Origin of the sequence: Bradyrhizobium sp. AZCC 2289 (assembly GCF_036924615.1) — a bacterium.
In the GTDB taxonomy this organism is placed as follows: Bacteria; Pseudomonadota; Alphaproteobacteria; order Rhizobiales; family Xanthobacteraceae; genus Bradyrhizobium.
Genome location: NZ_JAZHRY010000001.1, coordinates 1,853,140 through 1,876,306, shown reverse-complemented (window position 1 = coordinate 1,876,306; position 23,167 = coordinate 1,853,140). Strand labels below are relative to the sequence as shown.

At 60.7% G+C, this 23,167-nt stretch carries 19 protein-coding genes and 5 pseudogenes; 19 read left to right on the top strand and 5 right to left on the bottom strand.

Annotated features, from left to right (window positions below; genetic code table 11):
- Positions 1-32 precede the first annotated feature (32 nt).
- The 3 genes and pseudogenes from V1289_RS09175 to V1289_RS09165 all read left to right on the top strand — a co-directional run.
- Positions 33-388, top strand: a pseudogene (locus V1289_RS09175) ((2Fe-2S)-binding protein); the annotation flags it as partial.
- Positions 385-846 carry a molybdopterin cofactor-binding domain-containing protein gene (locus V1289_RS09170; protein ID WP_334396649.1) on the top strand — a complete coding sequence of 154 codons (462 nt, stop codon included), beginning with the start codon at positions 385-387 and terminating at the stop codon, positions 844-846. The pseudogene V1289_RS09175 and the gene V1289_RS09170, both read left to right, overlap by 4 nt.
- Positions 813-2,381 carry a xanthine dehydrogenase family protein molybdopterin-binding subunit gene (locus V1289_RS09165; RefSeq protein ID WP_334396648.1) on the top strand — a complete coding sequence of 523 codons (1,569 nt, stop codon included), beginning with the start codon at positions 813-815 and terminating at the stop codon, positions 2,379-2,381. Before V1289_RS09170 ends, V1289_RS09165 begins: the two co-directional genes overlap by 34 nt.
- 310 nt (positions 2,382-2,691) lie before the next feature.
- On the opposite strand, the gene V1289_RS09160 is transcribed toward V1289_RS09165, so the two are convergent.
- The 3 genes from V1289_RS09160 to V1289_RS09150 all read right to left on the bottom strand — a co-directional run bounded on the left by V1289_RS09160 (position 2,692) and on the right by V1289_RS09150 (position 4,532).
- Positions 2,692-3,141: a hypothetical protein gene (locus V1289_RS09160; protein ID WP_334396646.1), complete on the bottom strand. Its 450-nt coding sequence runs from the start codon at positions 3,139-3,141 to the stop codon at positions 2,692-2,694.
- A gap of 310 nt (positions 3,142-3,451) precedes the next feature.
- Positions 3,452-4,174, bottom strand: a complete 723-nt coding sequence (locus V1289_RS09155; RefSeq protein ID WP_334396645.1) for an NAD(P)/FAD-dependent oxidoreductase — start codon at positions 4,172-4,174, stop codon at positions 3,452-3,454.
- Positions 4,068-4,532 carry an FAD-dependent oxidoreductase gene (locus V1289_RS09150; protein ID WP_334396644.1) on the bottom strand — a complete coding sequence of 155 codons (465 nt, stop codon included), beginning with the start codon at positions 4,530-4,532 and terminating at the stop codon, positions 4,068-4,070. The genes V1289_RS09155 and V1289_RS09150 overlap by 107 nt, the downstream gene beginning before the upstream one ends.
- 519 nt (positions 4,533-5,051) lie before the next feature.
- Between V1289_RS09150 and V1289_RS09145 the strand changes: the two are divergent.
- The 5 genes and pseudogenes from V1289_RS09145 to V1289_RS09130 form a co-directional block, all read left to right on the top strand.
- A pseudogene (locus V1289_RS09145) lies at positions 5,052-6,506 on the top strand (catalase).
- Positions 6,507-7,576: 1,070 nt separating this feature from the next.
- Positions 7,577-7,702 carry a hypothetical protein gene (locus V1289_RS09140; RefSeq protein ID WP_334396642.1) on the top strand — a complete coding sequence of 42 codons (126 nt, stop codon included), beginning with the start codon at positions 7,577-7,579 and terminating at the stop codon, positions 7,700-7,702.
- 112 nt (positions 7,703-7,814) lie between these two features.
- Positions 7,815-8,075, top strand: a pseudogene (locus V1289_RS49605) (histidine kinase dimerization/phosphoacceptor domain -containing protein); the annotation flags it as partial.
- Positions 8,076-8,295: 220 nt separating this feature from the next.
- Positions 8,296-8,664, top strand: coding sequence for a PAS domain-containing protein (locus V1289_RS49600; protein WP_442896172.1), 369 nt, complete (start codon positions 8,296-8,298; stop codon positions 8,662-8,664).
- Positions 8,594-8,902 (top strand): annotated as a pseudogene (locus V1289_RS09130) (ATP-binding protein); the annotation flags it as partial. The gene V1289_RS49600 and the pseudogene V1289_RS09130, both read left to right, overlap by 71 nt.
- A gap of 23 nt (positions 8,903-8,925) precedes the next feature.
- Here the strand turns inward: V1289_RS09130 and V1289_RS09125 are convergent.
- A complete protein-coding gene (locus V1289_RS09125; RefSeq protein ID WP_334407360.1) occupies positions 8,926-9,573 on the bottom strand; it encodes a response regulator transcription factor in 648 nt (215 codons plus the stop codon).
- 134 nt (positions 9,574-9,707) lie between these two features.
- On the opposite strand from V1289_RS09125, the gene V1289_RS09120 reads away from it, so the two are divergent.
- From V1289_RS09120 to V1289_RS09075, 10 genes are all read left to right on the top strand, one after another.
- Entirely contained in the window at positions 9,708-9,776 is a 69-nt protein-coding gene (locus V1289_RS09120; RefSeq protein ID WP_334407358.1) for a hypothetical protein, read from the top strand.
- 528 nt (positions 9,777-10,304) lie between these two features.
- Entirely contained in the window at positions 10,305-11,057 is a 753-nt protein-coding gene (locus V1289_RS09115) for an electron transfer flavoprotein subunit beta/FixA family protein (protein ID WP_334396638.1), read from the top strand.
- Positions 11,054-12,001 (top strand): electron transfer flavoprotein subunit alpha/FixB family protein, encoded by a 948-nt coding sequence (locus V1289_RS09110; RefSeq protein WP_334396636.1) that lies wholly within the window; start codon positions 11,054-11,056, stop codon positions 11,999-12,001. Before V1289_RS09115 ends, V1289_RS09110 begins: the two co-directional genes overlap by 4 nt.
- Before the next feature lie 58 nt (positions 12,002-12,059).
- On the top strand, positions 12,060-13,856 hold the full coding sequence (locus tag V1289_RS09105; RefSeq protein WP_334396634.1) for an acyl-CoA dehydrogenase C-terminal domain-containing protein: 1,797 nt from the start codon (positions 12,060-12,062) through the stop codon (positions 13,854-13,856).
- A gap of 36 nt (positions 13,857-13,892) precedes the next feature.
- Complete coding sequence (locus V1289_RS09100) at positions 13,893-15,545, top strand: electron transfer flavoprotein-ubiquinone oxidoreductase (RefSeq protein ID WP_334396633.1); 1,653 nt, start codon at positions 13,893-13,895, stop codon at positions 15,543-15,545.
- Positions 15,546-15,562: 17 nt separating this feature from the next.
- Positions 15,563-15,940 (top strand): hypothetical protein, encoded by a 378-nt coding sequence (locus tag V1289_RS09095; RefSeq protein ID WP_334396631.1) that lies wholly within the window; start codon positions 15,563-15,565, stop codon positions 15,938-15,940.
- A 106-nt stretch (positions 15,941-16,046) separates the two neighbouring features.
- Complete coding sequence (locus V1289_RS09090) at positions 16,047-18,983, top strand: ATP-binding protein (protein WP_334396630.1); 2,937 nt, start codon at positions 16,047-16,049, stop codon at positions 18,981-18,983.
- A 17-nt stretch (positions 18,984-19,000) separates the two neighbouring features.
- The gene (locus V1289_RS09085; protein ID WP_334396629.1) at positions 19,001-19,663 is read left to right on the top strand and encodes a hypothetical protein; all 663 of its coding nucleotides are present in this window, start codon (positions 19,001-19,003) and stop codon (positions 19,661-19,663) included.
- Positions 19,581-20,468 (top strand): N-acyl homoserine lactonase family protein, encoded by an 888-nt coding sequence (locus V1289_RS09080; protein ID WP_334396628.1) that lies wholly within the window; start codon positions 19,581-19,583, stop codon positions 20,466-20,468. The genes V1289_RS09085 and V1289_RS09080 overlap by 83 nt, the downstream gene beginning before the upstream one ends.
- Positions 20,469-20,546: 78 nt before the next feature.
- The gene (locus tag V1289_RS09075) at positions 20,547-20,708 is read left to right on the top strand and encodes a hypothetical protein (protein WP_334396627.1); all 162 of its coding nucleotides are present in this window, start codon (positions 20,547-20,549) and stop codon (positions 20,706-20,708) included.
- 4 nt (positions 20,709-20,712) lie between these two features.
- Here V1289_RS09075 and rpe read toward each other — a convergent pair.
- Positions 20,713-21,406, bottom strand: a pseudogene (gene rpe / locus V1289_RS09070) (ribulose-phosphate 3-epimerase).
- A 448-nt stretch (positions 21,407-21,854) separates the two neighbouring features.
- Here rpe and V1289_RS09065 point away from each other — a divergent pair.
- On the top strand, positions 21,855-22,760 hold the full coding sequence (locus V1289_RS09065; protein WP_334407356.1) for a helix-turn-helix domain-containing protein: 906 nt from the start codon (positions 21,855-21,857) through the stop codon (positions 22,758-22,760).
- Positions 22,761-23,167 lie beyond the last annotated feature (407 nt).

Sequence of the window (23,167 nt, the reverse complement as noted above, 5' to 3'; positions counted from 1 at the left end):
TGTAATGAAAGTCGCTAAAGCGGCGACCAAAGGGCACCAAATTCGGATGCGGAATAGCACAATGCGGCGCTTGTACCGTACACGTCGACGGCCGTCCCGTTCGGTCCTGCATGTTGCCGGCGGCGAACGTGGGCTCTCGCAAAGTGACGACGATCGAGGCCATCGGGCAAAAGGAGTGCGGGCGCAGGATCCAGGAGGCGTGGCTCGAACTGGAGGTCGTCCAATGTGGCTACTGCCAGTCGGTCAGATCATGAGCGCGGCGGCTCTCATCGAGCGCAATCCTGCCCCCGATGATGCTGAAATCGATGCGGCGATGGCCGGAAACATCTGCCGTTGCGCGACATACGCGCGCATACGCGCCGCGATCAAGTCGGCCTCCCGCACATGACCGAGCACCTGTCGATTTCCCGTCGCAAGTTGATCGTGGGTGGGCTCATGGTCGCCTTCTGTAGCGCCCGAGCACGAGCTGCGACGTCCGAAGCGACAGGTCCGAGCGCAATCGGCGGTTTCGTCCGCATCTCGCTAGAGGAAGGCATATCGCTTGTGATGCCGAGCGTCGAGATGGGTCAGGGCATCTACACCGCGGAAGCGGCTTTGCTGGCCGAGGAGCTCGACGTACGTCTCGATCAGATCGTGGCGATTGCCGCTCCGCCCGACGCATCGCTTTACGCGCAGCCTCTCTTCAAGGCCCAGATGACGGGTGGGTCCACCTCGATCCGGGGATTTTGGACCCCTCTTCGGCAGGCGGGGGCCGCTGCGCGATCCATGCTCGTTGCCGCGGCGGCGCAGGCTTGGGGAGTGCATCCGGACGAATGCGCCACGAAGGACGGCGCGATCCTGCATTGACGGGCCGGGTGCTAAGATACGGAGAGGTCGCTGAATCGGCCGCGACCCTGCCAATACACGAAGATCCGAAGCTGAAGTCGCTCGGTGAGTTCAAGATCATCGGCAAATCCCAACGTCGCATCGATACGCCGCCCAAGGTGAATGGGAGCGCGGTTTACGGGATCGATGTGACGATAGACGGAATGAAAACCGCAGCCGTCGCGATCAGCCCCGTGGACGGAGGCGGGGTGAAATCGGTCGACGAAAGTCGCGCACGAACGATTCCCGGCGTAATCGACATCTTGCGCATCGACGACGCAGTAGCGGTCGTCGGCGAACACTATTGGGTCGCTCACATCGGCGTTAAAGCACTGGAAATCGATTGGGAGTTGGGGCCGAACGCGAAGATGACCACCGCATCGATCCGCGCCGAGACCGCGAAAGCGGCCGATGAGGGTACGCCGATCAAGGCTCTCGATCGCGGCGACGTCGAGACCGGGCTTGAGCGCGCGACGAAGCGAGTGACAGCCGAATACGGGCTTCCGTTTCTGGCTCACGCGACGATGGAGCCGATCAATACGACCGTCCATGTTCGGCCTGACGGCTGCGATATCTGGGTAGGCACTCAGACGCCCGTGGTGGCTCAGAAGCATGCGGCCGGGATCACGGGACTTCCGGTCGATAAGGTGGCGTTGCACAACCATCTGCTCGGGGGAGGATTCGGGCGCCGGCTCCAGGCCGATACGATCGAGCAGGCCGTTCGTTTCGCCAGGCAGGTCTCTTACCCCCTGAAGATCATCTGGACGCGAGAGCAGGATATCCGGCACGATCGTTTCCGCCCCTGCTATCTCGACAGACTAACAGCGGGTCTGGACGAACAAGGCCGGCCCTTGGTCTGGACCCATCGCACCACGTCGGGAACGGTCAGACGCTACTTCGACGAAGACGGCTGGCCGGAAGGAAAGCTCGATAAGGATGCCGTCGATGGAGCTTGGGACAGCCCCTATGCGTTCCCAGCCATCAAGGTCGACTGGATCAGACACGATCCGCCGGTCAAGCTGAACTGGTGGCGCGGCGTCGGCCCTACGCACAACGTTTTCGTCGTCGAAAGCTTTCTGGACGAGTTGGCGCATACCGCGGGACAGGATCCGATCGCCTACCGGCGGGCGTTGCTCGATGCCAATCCGCGTGCGATGGCCGTGCTGGACAAGGTTGCCGACGCCGCGGGCTGGAACAAGCCGTCAGAGCCGAGGTCAGGGCGCGGGGTTTCGCTACATCAGAACTTCGGAACCTACGCCGCTCTGGTCGTCGAAGTCGCAGTGGCCCTCTCGGGCGAGATCTCGCTGAAGAGGATCGTGGCAGCCGTCGATTGCGGCATCCAAATCAATCCGGACATCATCCGCGCACAGATCGAAGGCGGCGTTCTGTTTGGACTATCGGCCGCTCTGTTTAACGGCATAACCTTCGATGAGGGACGCGTCGCAGGGCAATTTCAACGACTACCGACAACTTCGCATCAACGAGACGCCGCCGATCGAGGTCCACCTTTTGGATAGCGGCGAGAAGCCAGGCGGCCTCGACCATCCGGTCCGAAGGTCATCGCATCTGACGCCTTGCAGCAACCCGGTGTTACCGATCGAAAAGCCGGATACTGGCGAAAGACCCGGTCTTACAGGAGTTGCGCGAATGCTTCGCCGATTGCTTTTCGCGAGCTCGATAGTGTTGGGGCTGGTCTTTGCCGCGGTCTGTTACGCCGAGATGTTCGGGTTCGATTAGGGCCGAAGATTGTAAAGCGTGGCCATGCGCATGCCGCTGGCTTCGATCAGTTGCAAGATCGAGGACAGATTGAAAATCGCGGGGTTAAGCTCAGAATTGTATCGGCCGCATTTCTTCGAATTCGTCGCGGCACGCGTCGCTGAAGCCTCGCAAAAGATCGATTGTGCCATCGATCGCCATTTCGCGCAGCTCGACGAAACTTTTGTCCGGCTCCAAATAGGTGTCCAGGATTTTTCGGGCGACTTCTTCGGCTCTCTGGATTACCGTCTTTGAAGACACTGCCCGCATCCCGCTCAGCTTCGCGTAAAGACCGACCAAGCCGGGGATGTCGGCTGCAGAGTGCTGGAGAGCATCAATGTAACATTTGGCGGCGTCCTCGATGAAATCACCGTAAAGAATCTGCCGACGGCTCTTCTCGTGAAGAACCCACTCGGCGCGGACCTGGCTTCGGTAGCTCAGCCATGTCGCAATTCCGCTCGCCAAGCCGCCGACGGCGGCTCCGGTAAGCGCGGCAAGCGCAGAGATGATCGAGACGTTCATAGGTGCAATCCCAAACAAACTACGGCATCCGGCAATCATGACCACCGAGCCTCACAACGACTATGACACAGACGACCGCGGCCCTTCGGAAATCAGCCGTGATCTCCGTTGCCCCGACAGATAAGACTAGAACCATTGCGTTTGGACGCGGAACCGGTTCTGAAGCTGCGGCAGCGCGAGCACGTGTAGCGCGGCCCACACCAACCAGGTCAGAAAGCCGCTGCTGCGCCAATGGCCGGCCTCGGATGGCGAAGTTCTTGCCAACCACCGCCATGTTGCCTTTGTTGCGGTACCGAAACGGCCGGCCATCCTAGCGTCCCCTTATTCGGTTGGCGATGACCTGTCCGACAAATCGGCCCTGTTGAATGGCGGCCTGCGCCACGCCGGGGACGGGGTGACCATCCTGGGTTATCGAGGCGGCATCTCCGACCACAAAGACGTTGGGCGCCTCGGGGATATCCATGAACGCGCCCACGAAGGCGCGCCCGGCGCGGTCCGTCTTCGTCCCCAGCATTTTTACGACAGGCGAGGCGCTAACGCCCGCTGTCCAAAGCACGGTGGCGCCGGGAATGCGGGCGCCAGCCGCGATGACGCCCTGCTCGTCAACCTTGTCGACCTTGACGCCAGTCGAAACTTCAACGCCGAGCTTCGTTAGCCGCTTGGCCGCCTTTCGCGACAGCGATTCCGCAAATGTCGGAAGCACGCGGGCGCCGCCGTCGAGCAATACAATTCGGCTCTTGGCAGGGTCGATCTTGCGGAAATTTTTGCGCAGTGTGATCGTGCCTAGTTGAGCGATCGAAGCGGCAAGCTCGACGCCGGTCGGGCCGGCGCCGACCAGAACGAAGGTCATTTGGCGCGCGCGTTCCTTCTCGTCATCGGTTGACTCCGCCAGTTCAAACGCACCGAGGATCTTGGTTCTGATCGTCTCAGCGTCGTTGAGGCTCTTGAGGCCTGGCGCGAACCGCGCGAACTCGTCGTGACCGTAATAGCTCGGCCGCATTCCAGCGGCGATCACGAGGAAATCGTACTCCATTTCTCGACTGCCAATTCCTGGGCAAAATGGCCTCGACGGTGGGCGCCCCCGGGTCGATGCCCTTAACCTCCGCCAGCAATACGCTGAGGTTCGTCTGTTTTGCCTCAAGCTGCCGAAGTGGCGCCGCTATCTCGGCTGGCGCCAGAACAGCGGTGGCGACCTGATACAGGAGTGGCTGGAAAATATGATGATTACGCCGGTCGATCAGCGTTATTTTGACATTGGCTCGCTTGAGCGCCCGCGCGGCCGCGATACCGGAGAAGCCTCCGCCAACGATCAGGACGCGTTTTTTGCCTGGCAGCGTCTTTGCAAAAGGCGGCTTTTCTTGTGGAAACGATTTGGTCAGAACTGTCGCCATGGAAATTCCTCCAGATCCGAAGGTACCTCGGTCTCTGGTATGGATATGGTCGTTGTGACGGCCGCTCTTGAACGGCCCTACGGTGCATGGAACGTTCACGCCGTTTTCGTGTTGGCGTGGATAGCGAGCCCTTCAATAGCTGGCGCGGGCGGACCGCCCAAGGTAATCGCCGCAACGATCAGGAATGACATGGCGCCGTTCGTTACGACGCTCATAAGCCTGCCTCGATGATCCGGCTATCGCGAGCTTTACACCGGCCTGCCTTAGAAAAAGATGGCCGCTTGTTGAAACCCGCACGGATTATTCTGAAATCATGCGAGTGCGCCGGACGTCCCTGAATTCGTCAACGGACAGTTTTGAGCATGTTTGGCGTAAATCCCGCATCTGCGTTCAATCGGATTTGGCCGCGCGAAGACATATTGAGTGCAGCTTTGAGACGCGGTTCGAGCTCAACACGACGGCTCTCACTTTAGATGAAGTATTACACAACCGGCGCACTCAACCTTCACCGGAGCCCCCATGAACGAGCAATCCAAACGACCGCCGTTGGCCCATGCATCGGGCACGCCGGTCGCGGATAATTTTAACATTCAGACCGCGGGGCCGCGCGGTCCCGCCTTGCTGCAGGATGTCTGGCTGGTCGAGAAGCTCGCGCATTTCGCCCGCGAAGTGATCCCTGAGCGCCGCATGCACGCCAAGGGCTCCGGCGCCTACGGCACCTTCACCGTCACGCACGACATTACGCGCTTCACTAAGGCCAAAATCTTTTCAAAGATCGGCAAACAGACCCCGATGTTCGCCCGCTTCTCGACCGTCGCGGGCGAGCGAGGCGCCGCGGACGCCGAACGCGATATCCGCGGCTTTGCCCTGAAGTTCTATACGGAAGAGGGTAACTGAGATGTCGTCGGCAACAACCCGCCGATGTTCTTCTTCCGCGATCCACTGCGCTTCCCTGACCTCAATCACGCTATCAGGCGCGATCCGCGCACCGGTATGCGCAGTGCCGATAACAACTGGGACTTCTGGACGCTGCTGCCTGAGGCGCTGCACCAGGTCACGATCGTCATGAGCAATCGAGGTATTCCGAAAAGCTTTCGTCACATGCATGGTTTCGGCAGCCACGCGTACAGCTTCCTCAATGCCGGAGATGAGCGCGTCTGGGTCAAATTCCACTTCCGTACCCAGCAGGGCATCCAGAATCTGACCGACGCGGAAGCCGAGTCTCTCGTCGGCAAGGATCGCGAAAGCCATCAGCGCGATCTGTTCGAAAATATCGATGCCGGCAATTTTCCGCGCTGGACGCTGTTCATCCAGGTGATGACGGACGCTCAGGCGAAGGCATTCAAATTCAATCCTTTCGACCTGACCAAGGTCTGGCCAAAGGGTGACTTTCCGCTGATCGAGGTGGGATATTTCGAACTCAACCGGAACCCCGAGAACGTCTTTGCCGAAGTCGAACAGGCCGCGTTTTCTCCCGCCAACATCGTGCCGGGCGTCAGCTACTCACCGGACAAGATGCTGCAGGGGCGCCTCTTCTCTTACGGAGATGCGCAGCGCTACCGACTAGGCGTCAATCACCACCACATCCTGGTCAACGCACCGAAATGCCCGTTCCAAAGTTATCATCGCGACGGCGCCATGCGCACCGACGGCAATCTCGGCGCGACCCCCACCTACTTCCCCAATAGTCGCGGCGAGTGGATCGATCAGCCGCAGCTTAACGAGCCGCCGCTGGAGCTTGAAGGCGCAGCCGCACATTGGGACCATCGTGTCGACGACGATCACTACCAGCAGCCGGGCGACCTTTTCCGTAAGATAACGCCTGCCCAGCGGCAAATCCTGTTCGATAACACGGCTCGCCAGGTCGGCGCCGCAGCGAAGCACATTCAGGAGCGCCATGTCGTAAACTGCGCCAAGGCAGATCCGGCCTACGGTGCGGGCGTCGCGAAGGCGCTAGGCATGGATTTGAAATAAATCAAGATTGGGGTGGAGTAGGCCTCGCTCTCGTCGCCAGCTGAGGGCGCTCCGCGCAGCGTCTGTCGCCCCCGATCGGGTACCGCTCCTGTCGTTCAAACAGGATCTTCGTAACGCGGCAGGTCAAGGAATTGGACTCGGCCGCATCGACGCGGAATAGAAACGGCACAGGATTCGATATGAGGAGCTTATTCAGTCTGGCTACGTTCGCCATCGGGGCGCTGTGCTTCGTGGCTTTCCTTACCAAGGTAAGGCCAGCTTCCATCATCGTAGCACCTTCGCCGAGCGAGCAGGTGCGAGCTCAGTGATGCGTTCGGTTTTTCGGGTATGTCCCAAAGGCGAAGCTGATTGCTCAATTTTCAAGAGCGGTAAGCGGTGCCTATAGCCCGCTATTTCATGTTTGTTGGAGGCACGCTTGCGGCTTTGTTGTTCATCCCCGGCTGGCTTCTGCCACCCCCCCGAGGAACATTCGCTGATCAGTCCGTCGCCCTCGATAGAGCGGTTATCCGGATCAAGTCCGCCCACAAATGGCCGGAGGAGGTCATTCTGGACACCAGTCAGCCGACCATCACTCCTCCCGTTACCATGGACCCTCCGGAGATCCAGTCGTCGATTTCACCACCGCCTAACGAAACGCCGGATCCGTCGAATCTTGAAGCTACGGCCCTGTTCCAGCCAGATACACAGCCGGCTGTAATCCATCATCCAACCCCGCAATCCAAATTCCGCCTGGCAAGGAACGCCCGATCGAGGCGCGCAACCAGAGGCCCAGTTATACACCGCCGAACAGTAATGGGCGGGGATTGTTGCCAGTTTTGGTGGATTGATAGCGGTCAAATAAGCTCGAATGCCATGCGGCCCAAGCGTGCTACGTCGTCATGGCCCTATTAACGAGCGTTCGATCGGAAGAAATTGCGCATCTATCATCTAAATAAATCAGCAACGTCCAAGATCGTCCAAGACACATCCGTTATCCTTGCAGCATCAAGAGGAGCCGAAATTCACCGCTTATTTCGCGTTACGTTTGACCGCGCGGGCTAACCGGCATCTCGCATTGGGAGCAACCTTGCATGACCGAATACCTGATCGCCGCGCGCGCTGTGGTCATCCTCTGGACAGGTTTCGCAGTAATGCCGGCCGAGATCGTCTTTGACGCGATTGAGGCCGAATTGGAGCGTCGCGGCGTCGGGCTATGAAGGCCCCTGTCCGAAGCTATTCACTATGTGCGTCGTTTGAAACGGCAGCGCCATCCGAACGAAACCACGGCGGCCGCTGTTGGTCGGAGAGAACAACTCGTTGGAGCACGTAATGACGGAGCACATCGCGCATTTGGCGAATTCCGATGGATCTTTGCTTCTTCGAGAGTTGGACCACAGAATAAAAAACGAACTGACGTCCGCGATATGCGCGGTTTCAGCTAAAGCGGTGCAGTCGGATAGCGTGATAGTCAAGGCCGCGCTGCTCGAAATTGTGGACTTCCTGCATCAATGGGCCGACGTTCATCACGCGCTGCACATGCCGGATCAGGGGCGCCTCACCGATGCCGCGAGCTACCTCCAGCAGGTTTGCTTCGCCATTACGAAATACCGACTGGATTGCCTGGCGATACGTGTCTTGTATTCGGCGGATGATCTAAGGCTTGAAGGAGGACGCTGCTGGAAGCTCGGACTGATCGTCTCCGAGCTACTCACCAATGTGGCACGCCATGTAAAATTCGACGCTGAACTACCAGAATTGCGAGTGAAGTTGATGCTCGCAGGCAACGTCGTAAAATGCGGGGTCTCTGACAATGGGGCGGCACCTGGCGGGCGATTTGAGGATTTCAGCCAGGGTGGTGGCTTTCCTGCACCCGGACGACCTTCCAGAAACTGCAAAGGCTCTTTCTCACACAGTTCAGACCGGAACTTATTTCCAGGTTGTGCACCGTCTTCGTCGAGCGGACGGCGAGTTTCGTTGGCACCATGCTCGTGGCGAGCCTCTGCGCGACCGAGAGGGGCGGATCATCCAGTGGTATGGCCTTTCTGTTGATATCGATGAAGCCAAGAAGGCCGAAGATCGGCTACGCCGCAGTGAATCCTATTTGGCGGATCCTCAATGCCATCGAAGCGATGCGCGATATCGGCGAGGAAATGCGGGAATTGCTCATCAGCAGCCGTAACGAACCGGATGGCGTGTCAGTCGAGGTGCGAGATTCAGGTCCAGGCTTCGCGCCGGCGACTCTTGAGCGCGTGTTCGAGGCGTTCTACACCACGAAACCGGGCGGTTTGGGGCTTGGGCTATCGATCTGCCGGTCGATTATCGAAGCGCATAACGGACGATTGTGGGCAAGCCCTAATGTGCCACATGGCGCTATCTTTTGCTTTACTGCACCGGCTCATCCGGCCGCCGCATCGTGAAGATGCAAGGCTGAGTGTCTGCGCTAGGCAACGCGACCCGGGCTGCGCGGCTTTGTCGGTGTCAGTTGCAACTGGTCGGCCATCCGCGCCAGGTCAGGCAAGGACGATGCCCGCATCTTGCGCATCACCTGGCCACGATGAACTTTTACCGTGATTTCGCTGACGCCGAGGTCGGCTGCAGTCTGCTTGTTCAATCGCCCGCTCGCCACGAACGCCATGACCTCGCGCTCCCGCGGCGTCAAACCTTCGAAACGAACTTTCAGGTCGGCCATGGCCCGTTCCTGATCGAGCCGCGCTTTATCATGGTCATGACCGAGCTGAATCGCTTCCGGCAAATCCTGCTCCCTGAATGGCTTTGTCAGGAATTCGATGGCGCCGCCCTTCATCGCCTGCACCGACATTGGAATGTCGCCATGTCCGGTGATGAAGATGATCGGCAGCTGTCCTTTGGCACCTGCCAGTTCGCGCTGCAGTTCGAGTCCGCTCTGGCCGGGAAGCCGCACGTCAAGCACCAGGCAAGCGGGTCCTTCTGGCCGATCCGCCGCGAGAAATTCGCTCACCGATCCGAACAGGCTGACCCGAAAGCCCGCCGATCGAAGCAGCTTGCCTAGTGAGTCCCGCACTCCCGGATCATCGTCGATGACCATCACTGTTGGCGGTTGCTCTACCAGGTGTTCCTCGCTGACATGCGCATTAGCTTTGCCATTCCTCCAAGAAACATAATGAGATTACCGCGTAGGCGATAGGACGACCAGCCCCAATATCCAAGGAAAAGCTGCGCGATGACGGGCTGTCGCTATCGGATGTGGCCACGGAGTGCGGCTTCAGCGACCAAAGTCACCTCACGCGAGCTTTCAGACAGACAGCGGCGTAAGTCCGGGCGCATGGCGTCGGGCTCTCCAGCGATAGCAAGCGAGTCGTATTATCAGTACTGTTCAAAAAGCGGATCGGGCAGCATGGAGCACGATCCAGCGACCCGAAGGACCTCACCGTAGGCTCGAGCGCATACGCGGGGCGCCCCATCGGTTTGGATACGACCCTGCGGTGCTCGCGCAACAGTTCGTACTCCAGAGCCGCGAGAGGACTTTACTCGCGACGCAGCTCTGACCGGCAAATCTGGCCGATTGGCGCCCCCCAATCAACGCTGAGTTCGGGATTGCTAGACCGTGGCGTTAGAATTCCGCCAGCGGTCGCACGAACCTTTTCAACCGCTGCGCTCGAGCTGGTTCTGGTTCGCGATTGTTTTCAAAGGTGGCGAAAGCGTCGCGCTTTTCAGACGTGGAGTTAGAAGCAGAATCTTTCCAGAGACGACAGTCTCATCAAAGATGATCATCGGCTTGCGCGGCATAATCACGATCGAACTTTGAGTTAACACGATCCAGATCGCAGGAGAGCCGAAGACATGAAAATTCTCGTCCCCGTGAAGCGTGTAATCGACTTCAACGCCAAGGTCCGGGTCAAGCCGGATGGCTCGGGGGTCGACCTCTCCAACGTGAAGATGTCGATCAACCCCTTCGATGAAATCGCCGTCGAAGAAGCCGTGCGTCTTAAGGAAAAGGGCGTGGCGAGCGAGGTCGTCTGCATCTCCATCGGCCCCCCCGCGGCGGAGGACACCCTGCGGACCGGCCTGGCCATGGGCGCCACGCGCGCGGTCCTGCTCACCCACGATGGAGACCTCGAGCCGCTGGCGGTGGCCAAGGCGCTTGCCGCGGTTGCCGCGGAGGAAAAGCCAGACCTGATCATCCTGGGCAAGCAGGCGATCGACTACGACTGCGACCAGACCGGCCAGATGCTGGCGGCGCTCCTCGGATGGCCGCAGGGCACCTTCGCTTCTAAAATCGAGGTGAACGCCGCCGACGTGGTTGTGACCCGTGAAGTGGACGGCGGCCACCAGACCGTGAGGCTGCAGCTGCCGGCGATCGTGACCGCAGATCTGCGTCTCAATCAGCCGCGGTATGCGAGCCTGCCCAGCATCATGAAGGCCAAGCGGGCGCCGCTGGAGCGCAAGCCGCTGGCCGGCCTGGGCTTGGACACCGGCGTGCGCCTCGAAGTCCTGAAGATGGCCGAGCCGCCTCACCGCAAAGCCGGCGTGAAGGTCAGCTCCGTCGCCGAATTGGTGAGCAAACTGAAGACCGAAGCGGGAGTTTTCCAATGACAAGCCTGGTATTGGCCGATCACGACAACGCGTCCCTGAAGGACTCCACGGCCAAGGCCGTCTCCGCGGCCCATCTGCTGGGCGGGGACGTCCATGTCCTGGTCGCCGGCCTGAATTGCGTCGCTGCGGCTGAGGCTGCGGCGCGGATCGATGGGGTCGCAAAGGTGCTGCACGCCGAGGCGCCCCAATACGAGCACATGCTGCCGGAGCCCCTGGCGGCCCTAATCATCGCGCAGGCCGCCGGCTACGACGCCTTCCTCGCGCCTTCGACGGCGAGCGGCAAGAACGTGATGCCGCGGGTCGCCGCGGGGCTGGACGTCATGCAGATCTCCGATGTGATGAACGTGCTCTCGCCTGACACCTTTGAGCGGCCGATCTACGCCGGCAATGTCATTGAGACGGTAAGGTCCAAGGACGGGAAGAAGGTCATGACCGTCCGCACCACGGCCTTCCCGCCGGCGGCCGCCGGCGGCGTCGCGGCGCCGATCGAGACCCTCGGGCCGGTCGCGTCACCCGAGATTTCGACCTTCGTCAGCGAGGAGCTGACCAAGTCCGAGCGTCCTGAGCTGACGGCCGCCAGGATCGTGGTCTCGGGCGGTCGGGCGCTCCAGAGCCGCGAGAATTTCACCAAGCTGATCGAGCCGCTTGCCGAGAAATTGCACGCCGCGGTCGGCGCCTCGCGCGCCGCGGTGGACGCGGGCTACGCGCCCAACGACTGGCAGGTGGGTCAGACCGGCAAGATCGTGGCGCCGGACCTCTACATCGCCATCGGGATCTCGGGCGCCATCCAGCATCTGGCGGGCATGAAGGACTCCAAGGTGATCGTGGCGATCAACAAGGACGCCGACGCGCCGATCTTCCAGGTCGCCGACTATGGCCTTGTGGCTGACCTGTACACGGCTCTGCCCGAGCTCGACCGGGAACTCGCCGCCATCGGCAAATAAATAGTCCGCCGTCGTCGCCGACGACCGCGCTCGTCCCTGACATCCACCGGAGATCAACATGCCGACCTACAGAGCCCCCGTCGAAGAGTCGCTGTTCCTCATCAACGACGTCTTCCACATCGACCGCTACGCGAACCTGCCAGGGTTCGCCGACCTGTCCCCCGACATCATCGAGGCGACCCTGGCCGAGGCGGCCAAGCTCTGCGAACAGGTGATCGCGCCGCTGAACCGGGTCGGCGACATGGAAGGCTGCACGCGTCACGACGACGCGAGCGTCACCACGCCCACCGGATTCAAGGAAGCGTTCCGCCAGCTCACCGAGGGCGGCTGGATGGGCATCTCGGCGCCCGTGGAATACGGCGGTCAGGCGCTACCTGGCGTCATCGGCAACATCGTCAATGAGTTCCTCGCCTCGGCGAATCTGGCGTTCTGGATGTATGTGGGCCTGACGCAGGGGGCGGTCGACGCCCTGATCATCCACGGATCAGCCGAACAGAAGGCCACCTACCTGCCCGCCATGATCGCCGGCAAATGGACCGGCACGATGAACCTGACGGAGCCGCAATGCGGCACCGATCTGGGGATGGTGCGCACCAAGGCCGTCAAACAGGCCGATGGCTCCTACCGGATCTCCGGGACGAAGATCTTCACCTCGTCCGGCGAACACGACATGGCCGAGAACATCATCCACCTGGTCCTGGCGCGGATCGAGGGCGCGCCTGCGGGCACGCGGGGGCTTTCCCTGTTCGTTGTCCCCAAGTTCATCCTTGAGGCCGGCGGCGCGCTGGGCCCGCGAAACCAGGTGTCCTGCGGCTCGATCGAACACAAGATGGGAATCCACGGCAACTGCACCTGCGTGATGAACTTCGACGACGCGGCCGGCTGGATCGTGGGCGGAGAGAACCACGGCCTCAAGGCCATGTTCACGATGATGAACCATTCCCGGCTGGGCGTCGGCATCCACGGCATGGCGATCTCCGAAGTCGCCTACCAGAACGCGGCGGCCTATTCTAAGGAGCGCCTGCAGGGCCGCTCGCTCACCGGACCGAAGTTCCCTGACAAGCCGGCCGACCCGATCATCGTCCACCCGGACGTGCGGCGCTCGCTGATGACGATCCGGGCCCTGACCGAAGGCGCCCGCGCGCTGATCGTCTGGACCGGCCTCAAGCACGACATCGCCAAAGGATCGGATGACCCGGCCGTGCGGGAACAGGCCGAGGATCACCTCGCGTTGATGACGCCCGTGATCAAGGGCTACTGCACCGATGGCGGTTTCACGAACGCCGTACTGGCCCAGCAGATGTACGGCGGCCACGGTTACATCGCCGAGAACGGCATGGAACAATTCGTGCGGGACGCCCGGATCAACCAGATCTACGAGGGCGCGAACGGGGTGCAGGCCATGGACCTGGTCGGGCGCAAAATCGGCCTGGACGGTGGCCGGCCGGTGAAGACCTTCTTCGCCGAGGTCGAAGCCTACCTTGCCGGGGCGGCGAAGGATGAAGGCCTGTCGTCCTACGCCAAGCCGATGCAGGAGGCGTTGCGTCACCTGCAGCAGGCGACCGGCTGGCTTGCCAAGAACGGGCCTGCAAACCATGACGACCCGGGCGCCGGCGCCTGCGACTACATGCACCTGTTCGGCCTGGTGGCCTTCGGCTTCATGTGGTGCCGCATGGTCGAAGCGGCGCGCGCAAAGCTGCCGCAGGCGGCCGGCGACGCGGCCCAGCGCCTGAACGCCAAGCTCGTCACCGGTCGGTTCTACATGGAACGGATGCTGCCCGAGACCGCCATGCGCCTGGCCCGCATTCAGTCGGGGTCCGCGAGCACCATGGCGCTGCCGGCGGACGCCTTTTAACCCCCCACGCGGCGTTAGCCAGAAAGCGACCTTACGATGTCCGCACCCTTACCGCCGCGCGAGTCCATGGCGTTCGACGTCGTCATCGTCGGGGCTGGCCCCGCCGGCCTTTCGGCGGCGATACGGCTAAAACAGCTTTCGACAGACCTTTCCGTGGTCGTGTTGGAGAAGGGGTCGGAGGTCGGCGCCCACATCCTGTCGGGGGCGGTGGTCGATCCGATCGGCATCGACGCCCTGCTGCCAGGATGGCGAGATGATGAAAATCCGTTCAAGCAGCCCGTCCTCGACGATCGGTTCTACTGGTTGACCGCTGGCAGCGCCGTGCGGCTGCCCAACATCCTGATGCCGCCGCTGATGAGCAACCACGGCAACTTCATCGTTTCGCTCGGTGACGTCTGCCGCTGGCTCGGACGGAAGGCTGAGGCGCTTGGCGTCGAGATCTATCCCGGCTTCGCCGCGACGGAGGTCCTCCACGGCGACAAGGGCGAAGTCCTGGGCGTCGCCACCGGCGACATGGGGATCGGAAAGGATGGCGAGCCTCGCGACGGCTTCACTCGCGGGATCGAGCTTCGCGGCAAATATACGCTCTTCGCCGAGGGGGCGCGGGGAAGCCTGTCCAAGCGCGTGATCGAGCGGTTCGGCCTGGACGCCGGCCGGGACCCGCAGAAATTCGGCCTCGGCATCAAGGAGCTGTGGCAGGTCCCCGAAGACCGCCATCGGCCCGGGCTCATCCAGCACAGCTTCGGCTGGCCTCTCGACCTCAAGACTGGCGGCGGCTCCTTCCTCTACCACTGGGGCGACCGGCTGGTGTCGGTGGGTTTCGTGGTTCACCTCAACTATCGCAACCCCTGGATTTCCCCGTTCGAAGAGCTGCAGCGTTTCAAGACGCACCCGGCGATCCGCGGGAATTTCGAGGGCGGCAAACGCATAGCCTACGGCGCGCGCGCGCTCACCGAGGGTGGCTGGCAGTCGGTGCCCAAACTGGTGTTCCCAGGCGGCGCGCTCATCGGCTGCGCCGCGGGCTTCATGAACGTGCCGCGGATCAAAGGCAGTCACAACGCGGTGCTGTCGGCCATGCAAGCGGCGGAGAACGTCGCCGCCGCGATCGGCGCCGGCCGCGCCCACGATGAGCTGCCCGACTACGAAGCCCAGTGGCGGGGCTCGGCGATCGGCAAGGACCTTCGGCGGGTCCGCAACGTAAAGCCCCTGTGGTCGAAGCTGGGCACCGTCGTGGGGGTCGGGCTTGGCGGTGTGGACATGTGGACCAACACGCTAGGCTTCAGCCTGTTCGGCACGCTCCATCATGGGCATCCGGACTCAGCCACGCTGCAACCGGCCAAGACCTTCAAGCCGATCGATTACCCGAAGCCCGACGGCGCTCTGACCTTCGACCGTCTGTCGTCGGTGTTCCTCTCCAATACGAACCATGTGGAGAACCAACCGGTCCACCTGCACGTGCTGGACGGCGACGTGCAACGTCGATCCGAGCACGACATTTTCGCCGGCCCTTCGACCCGCTATTGCCCGGCCGGCGTCTACGAGTGGGTTGGCGAAGGGCCAGATCTGAAGTTCGTCGTCAACTCGCAGAACTGCGTCCACTGCAAGACCTGCGACATCAAAGACCCCAACGGCAATATCACCTGGGTCCCGCCCGAGGGCGGCGGCGGCCCCAGCTATCCGAATATGTGAGCCGCGGAGTTCAGGTCATGATCAAGCGGTCGGGACCTTGCCGCACGCGGCGGAGGGTCCGCGGCGGCCTCGCGCTTGCCGCCGTCGCGGCCGGAGGCGCCCGCGCCGGCGAAGCCTCGGCGGGCGACCTTGGGGTGGCTCTGGAGGACGCCCTGACCGATCCATCGCCGTCGCACTTCTATGCGAATCTTGGGCCGGGCGTGCTCCTGTTCGACGCCGGCGCCACCGTCAAGGAACACGGCGTGGCCCTCCCGGGCGCGACCATCAAACTCGACCCCAATACGACGCTGATCTCCGAAGTGGGCTATCGCGACATACAAACAACGCCCTGCATTGCTCCTTGGAAGATTTCTATTCATTTAGGAATTCGGCGTGTGGGAAGGAACAGACCATGAGATGTCGCGACAGGATTTCTAAGGCACCACGGCGTTCAAGCTCAGCCGCGCAAATGACTCGCACAATGTCTTGTCTTCTTCCTTCCTGCTTTCGTGACGCGGCCCGATGACCAACGTCGCAGCGAGGGTTAGCAAAATAACGACTGATCTCGGGGGCCCTCAACCCGATACGATCTTGTCCTTTGGCCCCTTCAGGCTCGCACCGCTCAGGAAAGCTCTTTTTGAGAATGAGTGCCCGCTAAGACTGCGCAGCAGAGCTCTCGACATTCTGACCCTCCTCGTTCGGCGTGCCGGCGGCGTCGTGACCAAGGAAGAGATCATTCGGGAAGTTTGGCCGGACACGTTTGTTGAGGAAACGAATCTCCGGGTAAATATTGCCGCAATCCGGAAGGCTTTGGGTGACGGGCGGGATGGCAGACGGTACATCGTCAACATACCAGGCAGAGGCTATTGCTTCACAGCGCCGGTATCATGCCTCAATGTTGCGCCTTTCTCCGAAGCGAAGATCGCATCAACTCCGTCTGCATCAAATCTGCCCACGCGGATAACCCGCGTAATCGGTCGGGATGATGTTGTGGCGACAGTCAGCGAATTGCTGGCTGAACACCGTTTCGTCACCATTGTCGGCCCAGGAGGAATCGGCAAGACCACCGTCGCCCTAGCGATCGCCCCTAAGCTCGCCAGCCGTTACGAGCATGGCGTTAGATTTATCGACTTGGCACCCCTTGCCGATAGCCAACTCGTCTCAACGGCATTCGCAAGCGCACTCGGGCTTTCGATCACGTCCGACAACCCACTTCCGAGCACGATCGCTTATCTCCAGGATAAGTCCATGCTGATCCTGCTCGACAACTGCGAGCACGTGATTGGCTCGGCAGCAAGTCTGACCGAAGATGTCCTGAAAGCTGCGCCGAACATAAGCATCCTGGCGACAAGCCGGGAGGCCATGCGGGCTGAGGGCGAGTGGATTCATCATCTAGCGCCAATGGATCTGCCAAAGTCTGAGCCAGGCATCACCGCGGAGTTCGCCCTGAAGTTCTCAGCCGTTCAGCTGTTCGCGGAACGAGCTTCAGCCGTCAGTGATTCTTTCGAGCTTTCGGATGAGAACGCCTCTGTAGTTGTGGGCCTTTGCCGCCGACTGGATGGGCTCCCGCTTGCGATCGAGCTCGCTGCTGCGCGCGTTAATCTATTCGGTGCGGAGGCACTGGCTGCGCGGCTTGACGACCGGTTGCTCTTGCTCAGCGAAGGCCGCCGCACCGCGTTGCCTCGACATCAGACCCTGTATGCGACATTAGACTGGAGCTACGACCTTCTGACGGAGGATGAGCAGGCTATCCTCCGCGCGATATCGATCTTCAAAGCGGCGTTTAGCATGGAAAGCGCGATGTCTGTCGCGACAACCGACCATCTATGCAAAGACGCCTGCATGGACGGTCTTGCGAGCCTGTCTGAAAAGTCATTGCTGCAGATCGACGTGACCGGACCGACGATTAGATGCCGTCTGCTCGACAGCACCCGAGCCTATGCGCTCGCGAAGCTGCGGGACGCCGGTGATCTATGTTTGCTGTCGTGTCGCCACGCCGAGCGTATTGTCGAACTCCTTATCCAAGCCGAAGAAGACTGGGACGAAATAAGCACCCCCGAGTGGGTCGCGCTTTATGGCCCAATGATCGACGATATCCGCGCTGCCTTGCGCTGGTCACTCTCGCCCGAGGGCAATGGACAGCTCGTCGTTAAATTGGCGGCGGCCGCTATCCCCCTATGGATGCACCTTTCCCTCCTCAACGAATGCCGCGAATCAGTGTGTACGGCACTGAACCGCGCCGATGACGCATCCTGGCTGTCGGTGAACAACACTCATCGGCGAATGAGACTGCTCGCTGCTTCGGGGCTGTCGATGATCTACACCAAAGGCCCAGGCCCTCAAATCGAAGAGGCGCTGAATATGGCATTCGCGCTCGCGACGAGCCTTGGAGATACTGACTATCAGCTCAGGGCGGTTTGGGGATTGTTCGTTGCCACCTTCAACGAAGGCAATTTCCCGACGGCTTTGGGGCGGGCCGAGATTTTTCGCAGGGTCGCGGCGACTTCTTCCAATCCCAATGATCTAAAGGCAGGTAACCGCCTTTTGGGCTTTGCCTTGCATATGCTCGGCCGCCAAAGCGAGGCGCGAGAGTATGTGGAGGGCATGCTCAGAAGTTACGTCGTTCCGACGAGACGGTCGGATCACGTCCGCTTCCAATATGACCAGCGCGTTGCAGCCCGCGTACCACTCTCAGCTATCCTGTTTCTACAAGGCTATTCGGATCAAGCGATGGAGAACGCAACGCGGGCGGTCGAAGAGGCTCAATCGATCAATCACGCGCTCTCACTCGGCTACGCCCTCAGTACGACAGCCTGCCCGACGGCTCTTTTGACGGGAGACCTCACGACTGCCGAGCGGTACGTTTCGATGCTTACCGGCCATTGCGCCGCACACGGTCTCGGGCCGTGGCGAGCATGGGGACGATATTTCGAGGGCCTGTTGGCGGCGCGGCGAGGCCAGTTCGCTTCCGGAATACAGGGAATGGCGGCAGCTCTCGATGAGCTGAAAACCACCGGCTTCGGACTCCGCTATACGTTCCTTTTAGCCGAATATGCTGACCTCCTCGGCAAAGCAGGACGTGCGAACGACGGGCTCACCGTTATCGACGAGGCTTTGTCCCGCTGCGAGCGGGGCCAGGAGGGATGGTGCTTACCCGAAATCCTTCGCATCAAGGGCGAACTCTTGCTTCAGGCAGAGACGGCAAATTCCTCTGAATTGGCAGAAGAGCTGTTCAGGAGTTCGCTTGAGAAAGCCCGTGCCCATCGCATGCGTGCCTGGGAACTGCGGACCGCGATCAGTCTCGCAAAGCTTTCCTTGACCCAAAAGGGGGAGGCGGACGCGCTTACTCTGCTTTCATCCATCTATTCCGAATTTACCGAGGGATTCGACAGTCCTGACCTTGTCCAGGCCAGAGACCTGCTGAAGCTTCACCCCAACCATATTGGCCGCCCAATATGAGTGGGTCGAGGATTGGGATGGGCTCCTGGCTTAATATCTTGGATGAAAAGGCTGTCATCCATCGGCTCGACTGCTCGGACCGACAGGTGCCGGATGGCATGACAGACACTATGACTGGAGACGTCCTGGCGATATCTCTCGGGGATGAGATTATTGTCTACGGCCTGGCGGTCCGTCCCGCGTATGAGGCATTGAAGAGCCAACTCGGCCAATATGCCGGCCTATTGTTGTTGATCTATGGCAGCCCGCGCGCCAATTGCCCGGATTTGGAAGTGATGGCGGTGGCGGCCGACCAGTTGCGCCAAACAGTCGAGTTGCTTGGCTCAGTGCGCCTACCCGCGGGGGCAGTCAATTACCACCGCAGCCTCCAGGAAGCAGCGCACCAGCTCGAGCAGGTACACCGCGACCTGGTCAACGGCTTGCGTCAAGTAGACCAGAGGGAGGAGGCGCATCGCCGCCTTAAGGTAGCTCAGGCTCTGCTGCACAAGGCCTCTGACACTCGTTTTGCCATGACCATGGTAGATTTTGGAAGCAGCTGCTGCAGCTGCGCCGAGCCCAAGACAGGGCGCTCGCGGAGCAAAGGAGCAGAAGAAAAAGATGGCCGACTATTCCATCTGGGTTCTCGAATATGCGGCCGCGGAGGATTTCAACAAAAGCGGCATTCTCTACGGCGCCCATAATCAGGGAACAAAGAAGCTTCCCTTCTGCTATGTCGTGATCAAAGGGCGCGGCCACACGGCAATGGTCGATGTCGGCTACGATAACAAGGCCTATGGGAAGCAACTCGCCGACAAGTTCGGCTTGACCAATTGGCACTCTCCGCGGGAGGTGCTGGCCGACATTGGCCTGACCCCTGAGGATGTGGATACCGTCTTTGTCAGCCATGCCCATTTCGATCACTTCGGTAACAGCGAAGATTTCCCGAATGCCCGCTTCTACATTCAAGAACGGGAGGTCTCCAAATGGGTCTGGGCCATGTCCTTACCCGAGCGTATGCGCTGGATGATGATCGCGGTTGATCCGAACGACATTCTCCGCTGCGTCCAGCTGGCCAAGGATGGGCGCCTTGTGTGTGTGGATGGCGTAATGATGGATGCGTTGCCGGGCATCGACCTGCATCCGGCTTTCGACAGCCATACGTTCGGCAGTATGTGGATCGAAGTGCGCAATGACGGCTCAGCCCAATCGGCCGACCGCTGGATCCTCGCCGGCGACCTGATTTATGACTTTGGTAACCTGGCGTCGGACGGAGGCGCGGTCGGGGTGGAAACGATGTACACGCCAGTTGGCCTGGGTGTTGGCAGCCAGACTAACCTCGTGCTCGCTACGGAAGCGATGATGAAAAGCGTGGCCTACGAAGCACGACGCGTCATTCCCGTTCACGAGGAGCGCCTGAAGGACGCTTTCCCTTCCCGAATCACGCGCCACAGTCTGCGCGTCACGGAAATTTGTCTGGCCGACGGAGAAGCCTCGAAGGTCGCCTAAAGCTGATGGGGTGGACGCCCCCCGACGGCATCGATGTGCCAAAGTGGAGGTGTTGAAGCACCACTGAGGGAGGCGTCCGTGTCGCAGGTTATCACAATTGGTCTGGATATCGCCAAGAACGTTTTTCATGTGCACGGCGCGGACGCGCAGGGCGCGATGGTGTTCAGCCGCAAGGTCACGCGCGGTAAGCTGCTCGAGTTCTTCGCGATCCTTGAGTGCATTCTTGCGGCGACAAATTGATCGATCAAGCTCGCAGACTGCTCTCGCGTAACGAAGCGATCGCCGCCGCATAGTCCGGCGCGCCAAAGATCGCAGTCCCCGCGACGATCACGTCGGCGCCCGCTTCAATGGTCCGGCGGACCGCAGCAGAGTCCTGTCCCCCATCGACTTCGATATAAGGCGCAAGTCCGCGCGCGTCACATCGCGCGCGAAGCTCGGCAATTTTTGGCAGCATTTCGGGAAGGAAGAGCTGGCCGCCAAAACCCGGATTGACCGTCATCACCAGCACGATGTCGACCAGATGCAAGACATACTCAATCCAGGCGACAGGCGTGGCCGGATCGATGACGACGCCCGGGCGAGCACCCAGCGAGCGAATCTGGCTGAGTACCCTGTGGAGGTGGACGGTTGAGCCGGGCTCGGCTTGAACGAGAATATGGTCGGCACCAGCGACGATGTAGCGCTCCAGGCTTCGCTCGGGTTCGACCACCATCATGTGCAGATTGAGCGCCTTTTGGGTATTTTGCAGGATCGCTTTCACGATTCCGGGACCGAATGAGATTTCCGGCACGAACCGCCCATCCATGATGTCGATGGATCCAGTCGGCTCCGGCCTTGTCGATCGCGCGCACCTCTTCAGCCAAGCGGCCGAAGTTGGCAGCGAGAACCGACGGAGCGATTTTCAGGGCTCGGGTCACGGTCGAGAACTCCTTCTTCATAACCGTTGGGCTGATTACGCTGGCTGAGCGACCTTCCGCCGATCGTCACCAACTCGACGCTCGAAGGCGACGAATTCCCAAAGCCGGGCGCGTTCGAGCCGCGGACTTGGCGCGCCGTCGGCCACCCGATGCGCAGTTACGGCTTCAGACACACGCCGGCAGCGAAGTTCCTGGCAAGCCTCGTCTCGCCGCTCGGTCAGGCTGCTGCATAGTCGGCGATCGCCGGACCAGCCATTATACCTAGGTGCACGTTCGGCAGCCGCGTTTCAGGCTCAGCATGATGCTCCTGCGATAGCCTGTCGAGTGCCGCCCGGCCAGCGATCGGAGGTTGGCGCTTGTGATCGCGCCCTGACAACAGATTTTCACAAGAATTTACACCTCGACATCCAATCCAAGGAGCTACAAAATGCGGATCTACAGTTTGGCCCTTTGAGCTATTGAGCGAGTGATGACCGAGGCTTATGGACGACGGCTTGGCGAGGCATTGCGAGTCGAAAACGCGCCGGCGATCGCTACTCGCGTATTACGCACGGCGGATATAGCAGTTACAGAGGTTCGATGCGATAATCCGCTGCCGCAAATGCGCGGTTCGATTCAGCGGGAAGATGCTTTTCTCGTCGGTTTACACCTCCGCGATTTTCCCAATCGCGAACATTGGGAGGATGGCCGAGGAACGCAGGTGTCCGACTTGCGGGCTGGCGAGAGTTGTCTCTATGACCTGAAACGAGGGCCCGGTGCTCTGCTCGACAAGCCCTATCACACTCTGGTTTTTTATCTGCCGCGGGCGGCGCTGGACGCGATCGCAGACGAGGCCAATGCGCCGCGAATTGGCGATCTGAGCTATAAGCCCGGCGCGGGCGTCAACGACGTCACGATTTCCTGCCTGGGGAACTTGCTGCTGCCGGCGCTCAGCCATCCCGACCAAGTCAACCCGTTGTTTCTCGACCACGTCCTGCTGGGGGTCGGGGTGCATGTTGCTCAGACCTATGGCGGCATGCGGCCAATGTCGCAGCCGCCCCGGGGTGGGCTTGCGCCATGGCAGGAGCGACGCGCGAAGGAAATTCTTCGCGCCAACCTCAAGGGCAGTGTGGCGCTCAAAGAGGTAGCGCGAGAGTGCGGCCTGTCAGTGGGTTATTTCTCGCATGCCTTTCGTCGCACGTTGGGTATGGCGCCGCACCAGTGGCTAATCGAGCAGCGCGTCGCGCTATCGAAGGAAAAGCTGCGCGATGACGGGCTGTCGTTATCGGATGTGGCCGCGGACTGCGGCTTCAGCGACCAAAGTCACCTCACGCGAGCTTTCAGGCAGACGGTCGGCGTAAGTCCGGGCGCGTGGCGTCGGACTCTTCAGCGATAGCAAGCGAGTATCGTAATTATCAGTACCGTTCAAAAAAGCGGATCGGGTAACATCGAGCGCGATCCAGCGATCCGAAGAACCTCACGGTAGGTCCGCGCGCCTACGCCGGGCACTTCATCGACCTGGATACGACGCAGCTCTGACCGGCAAATCAGGCCGATTGGCGGGCCCCCTAGACCGTGGCGTTAGAAATCCTCCAGCGGTTGAACCGAACTTTTCAACCGCTGCGCTCGACCTCGTTCGTGATTGTTCTCAAAGGAGGCGAACGCTTGGGAATGAGGCACCGCGCTCTTCAGAAGTGGCGTTAGAAACAGAATCGTTCCTGCGACGACAGTTTCATTAAAGATGCCTATCGACATGCGCGGCATGATCACGGTCAAGCTCTGAGTTAACATGCTTCAGACCGC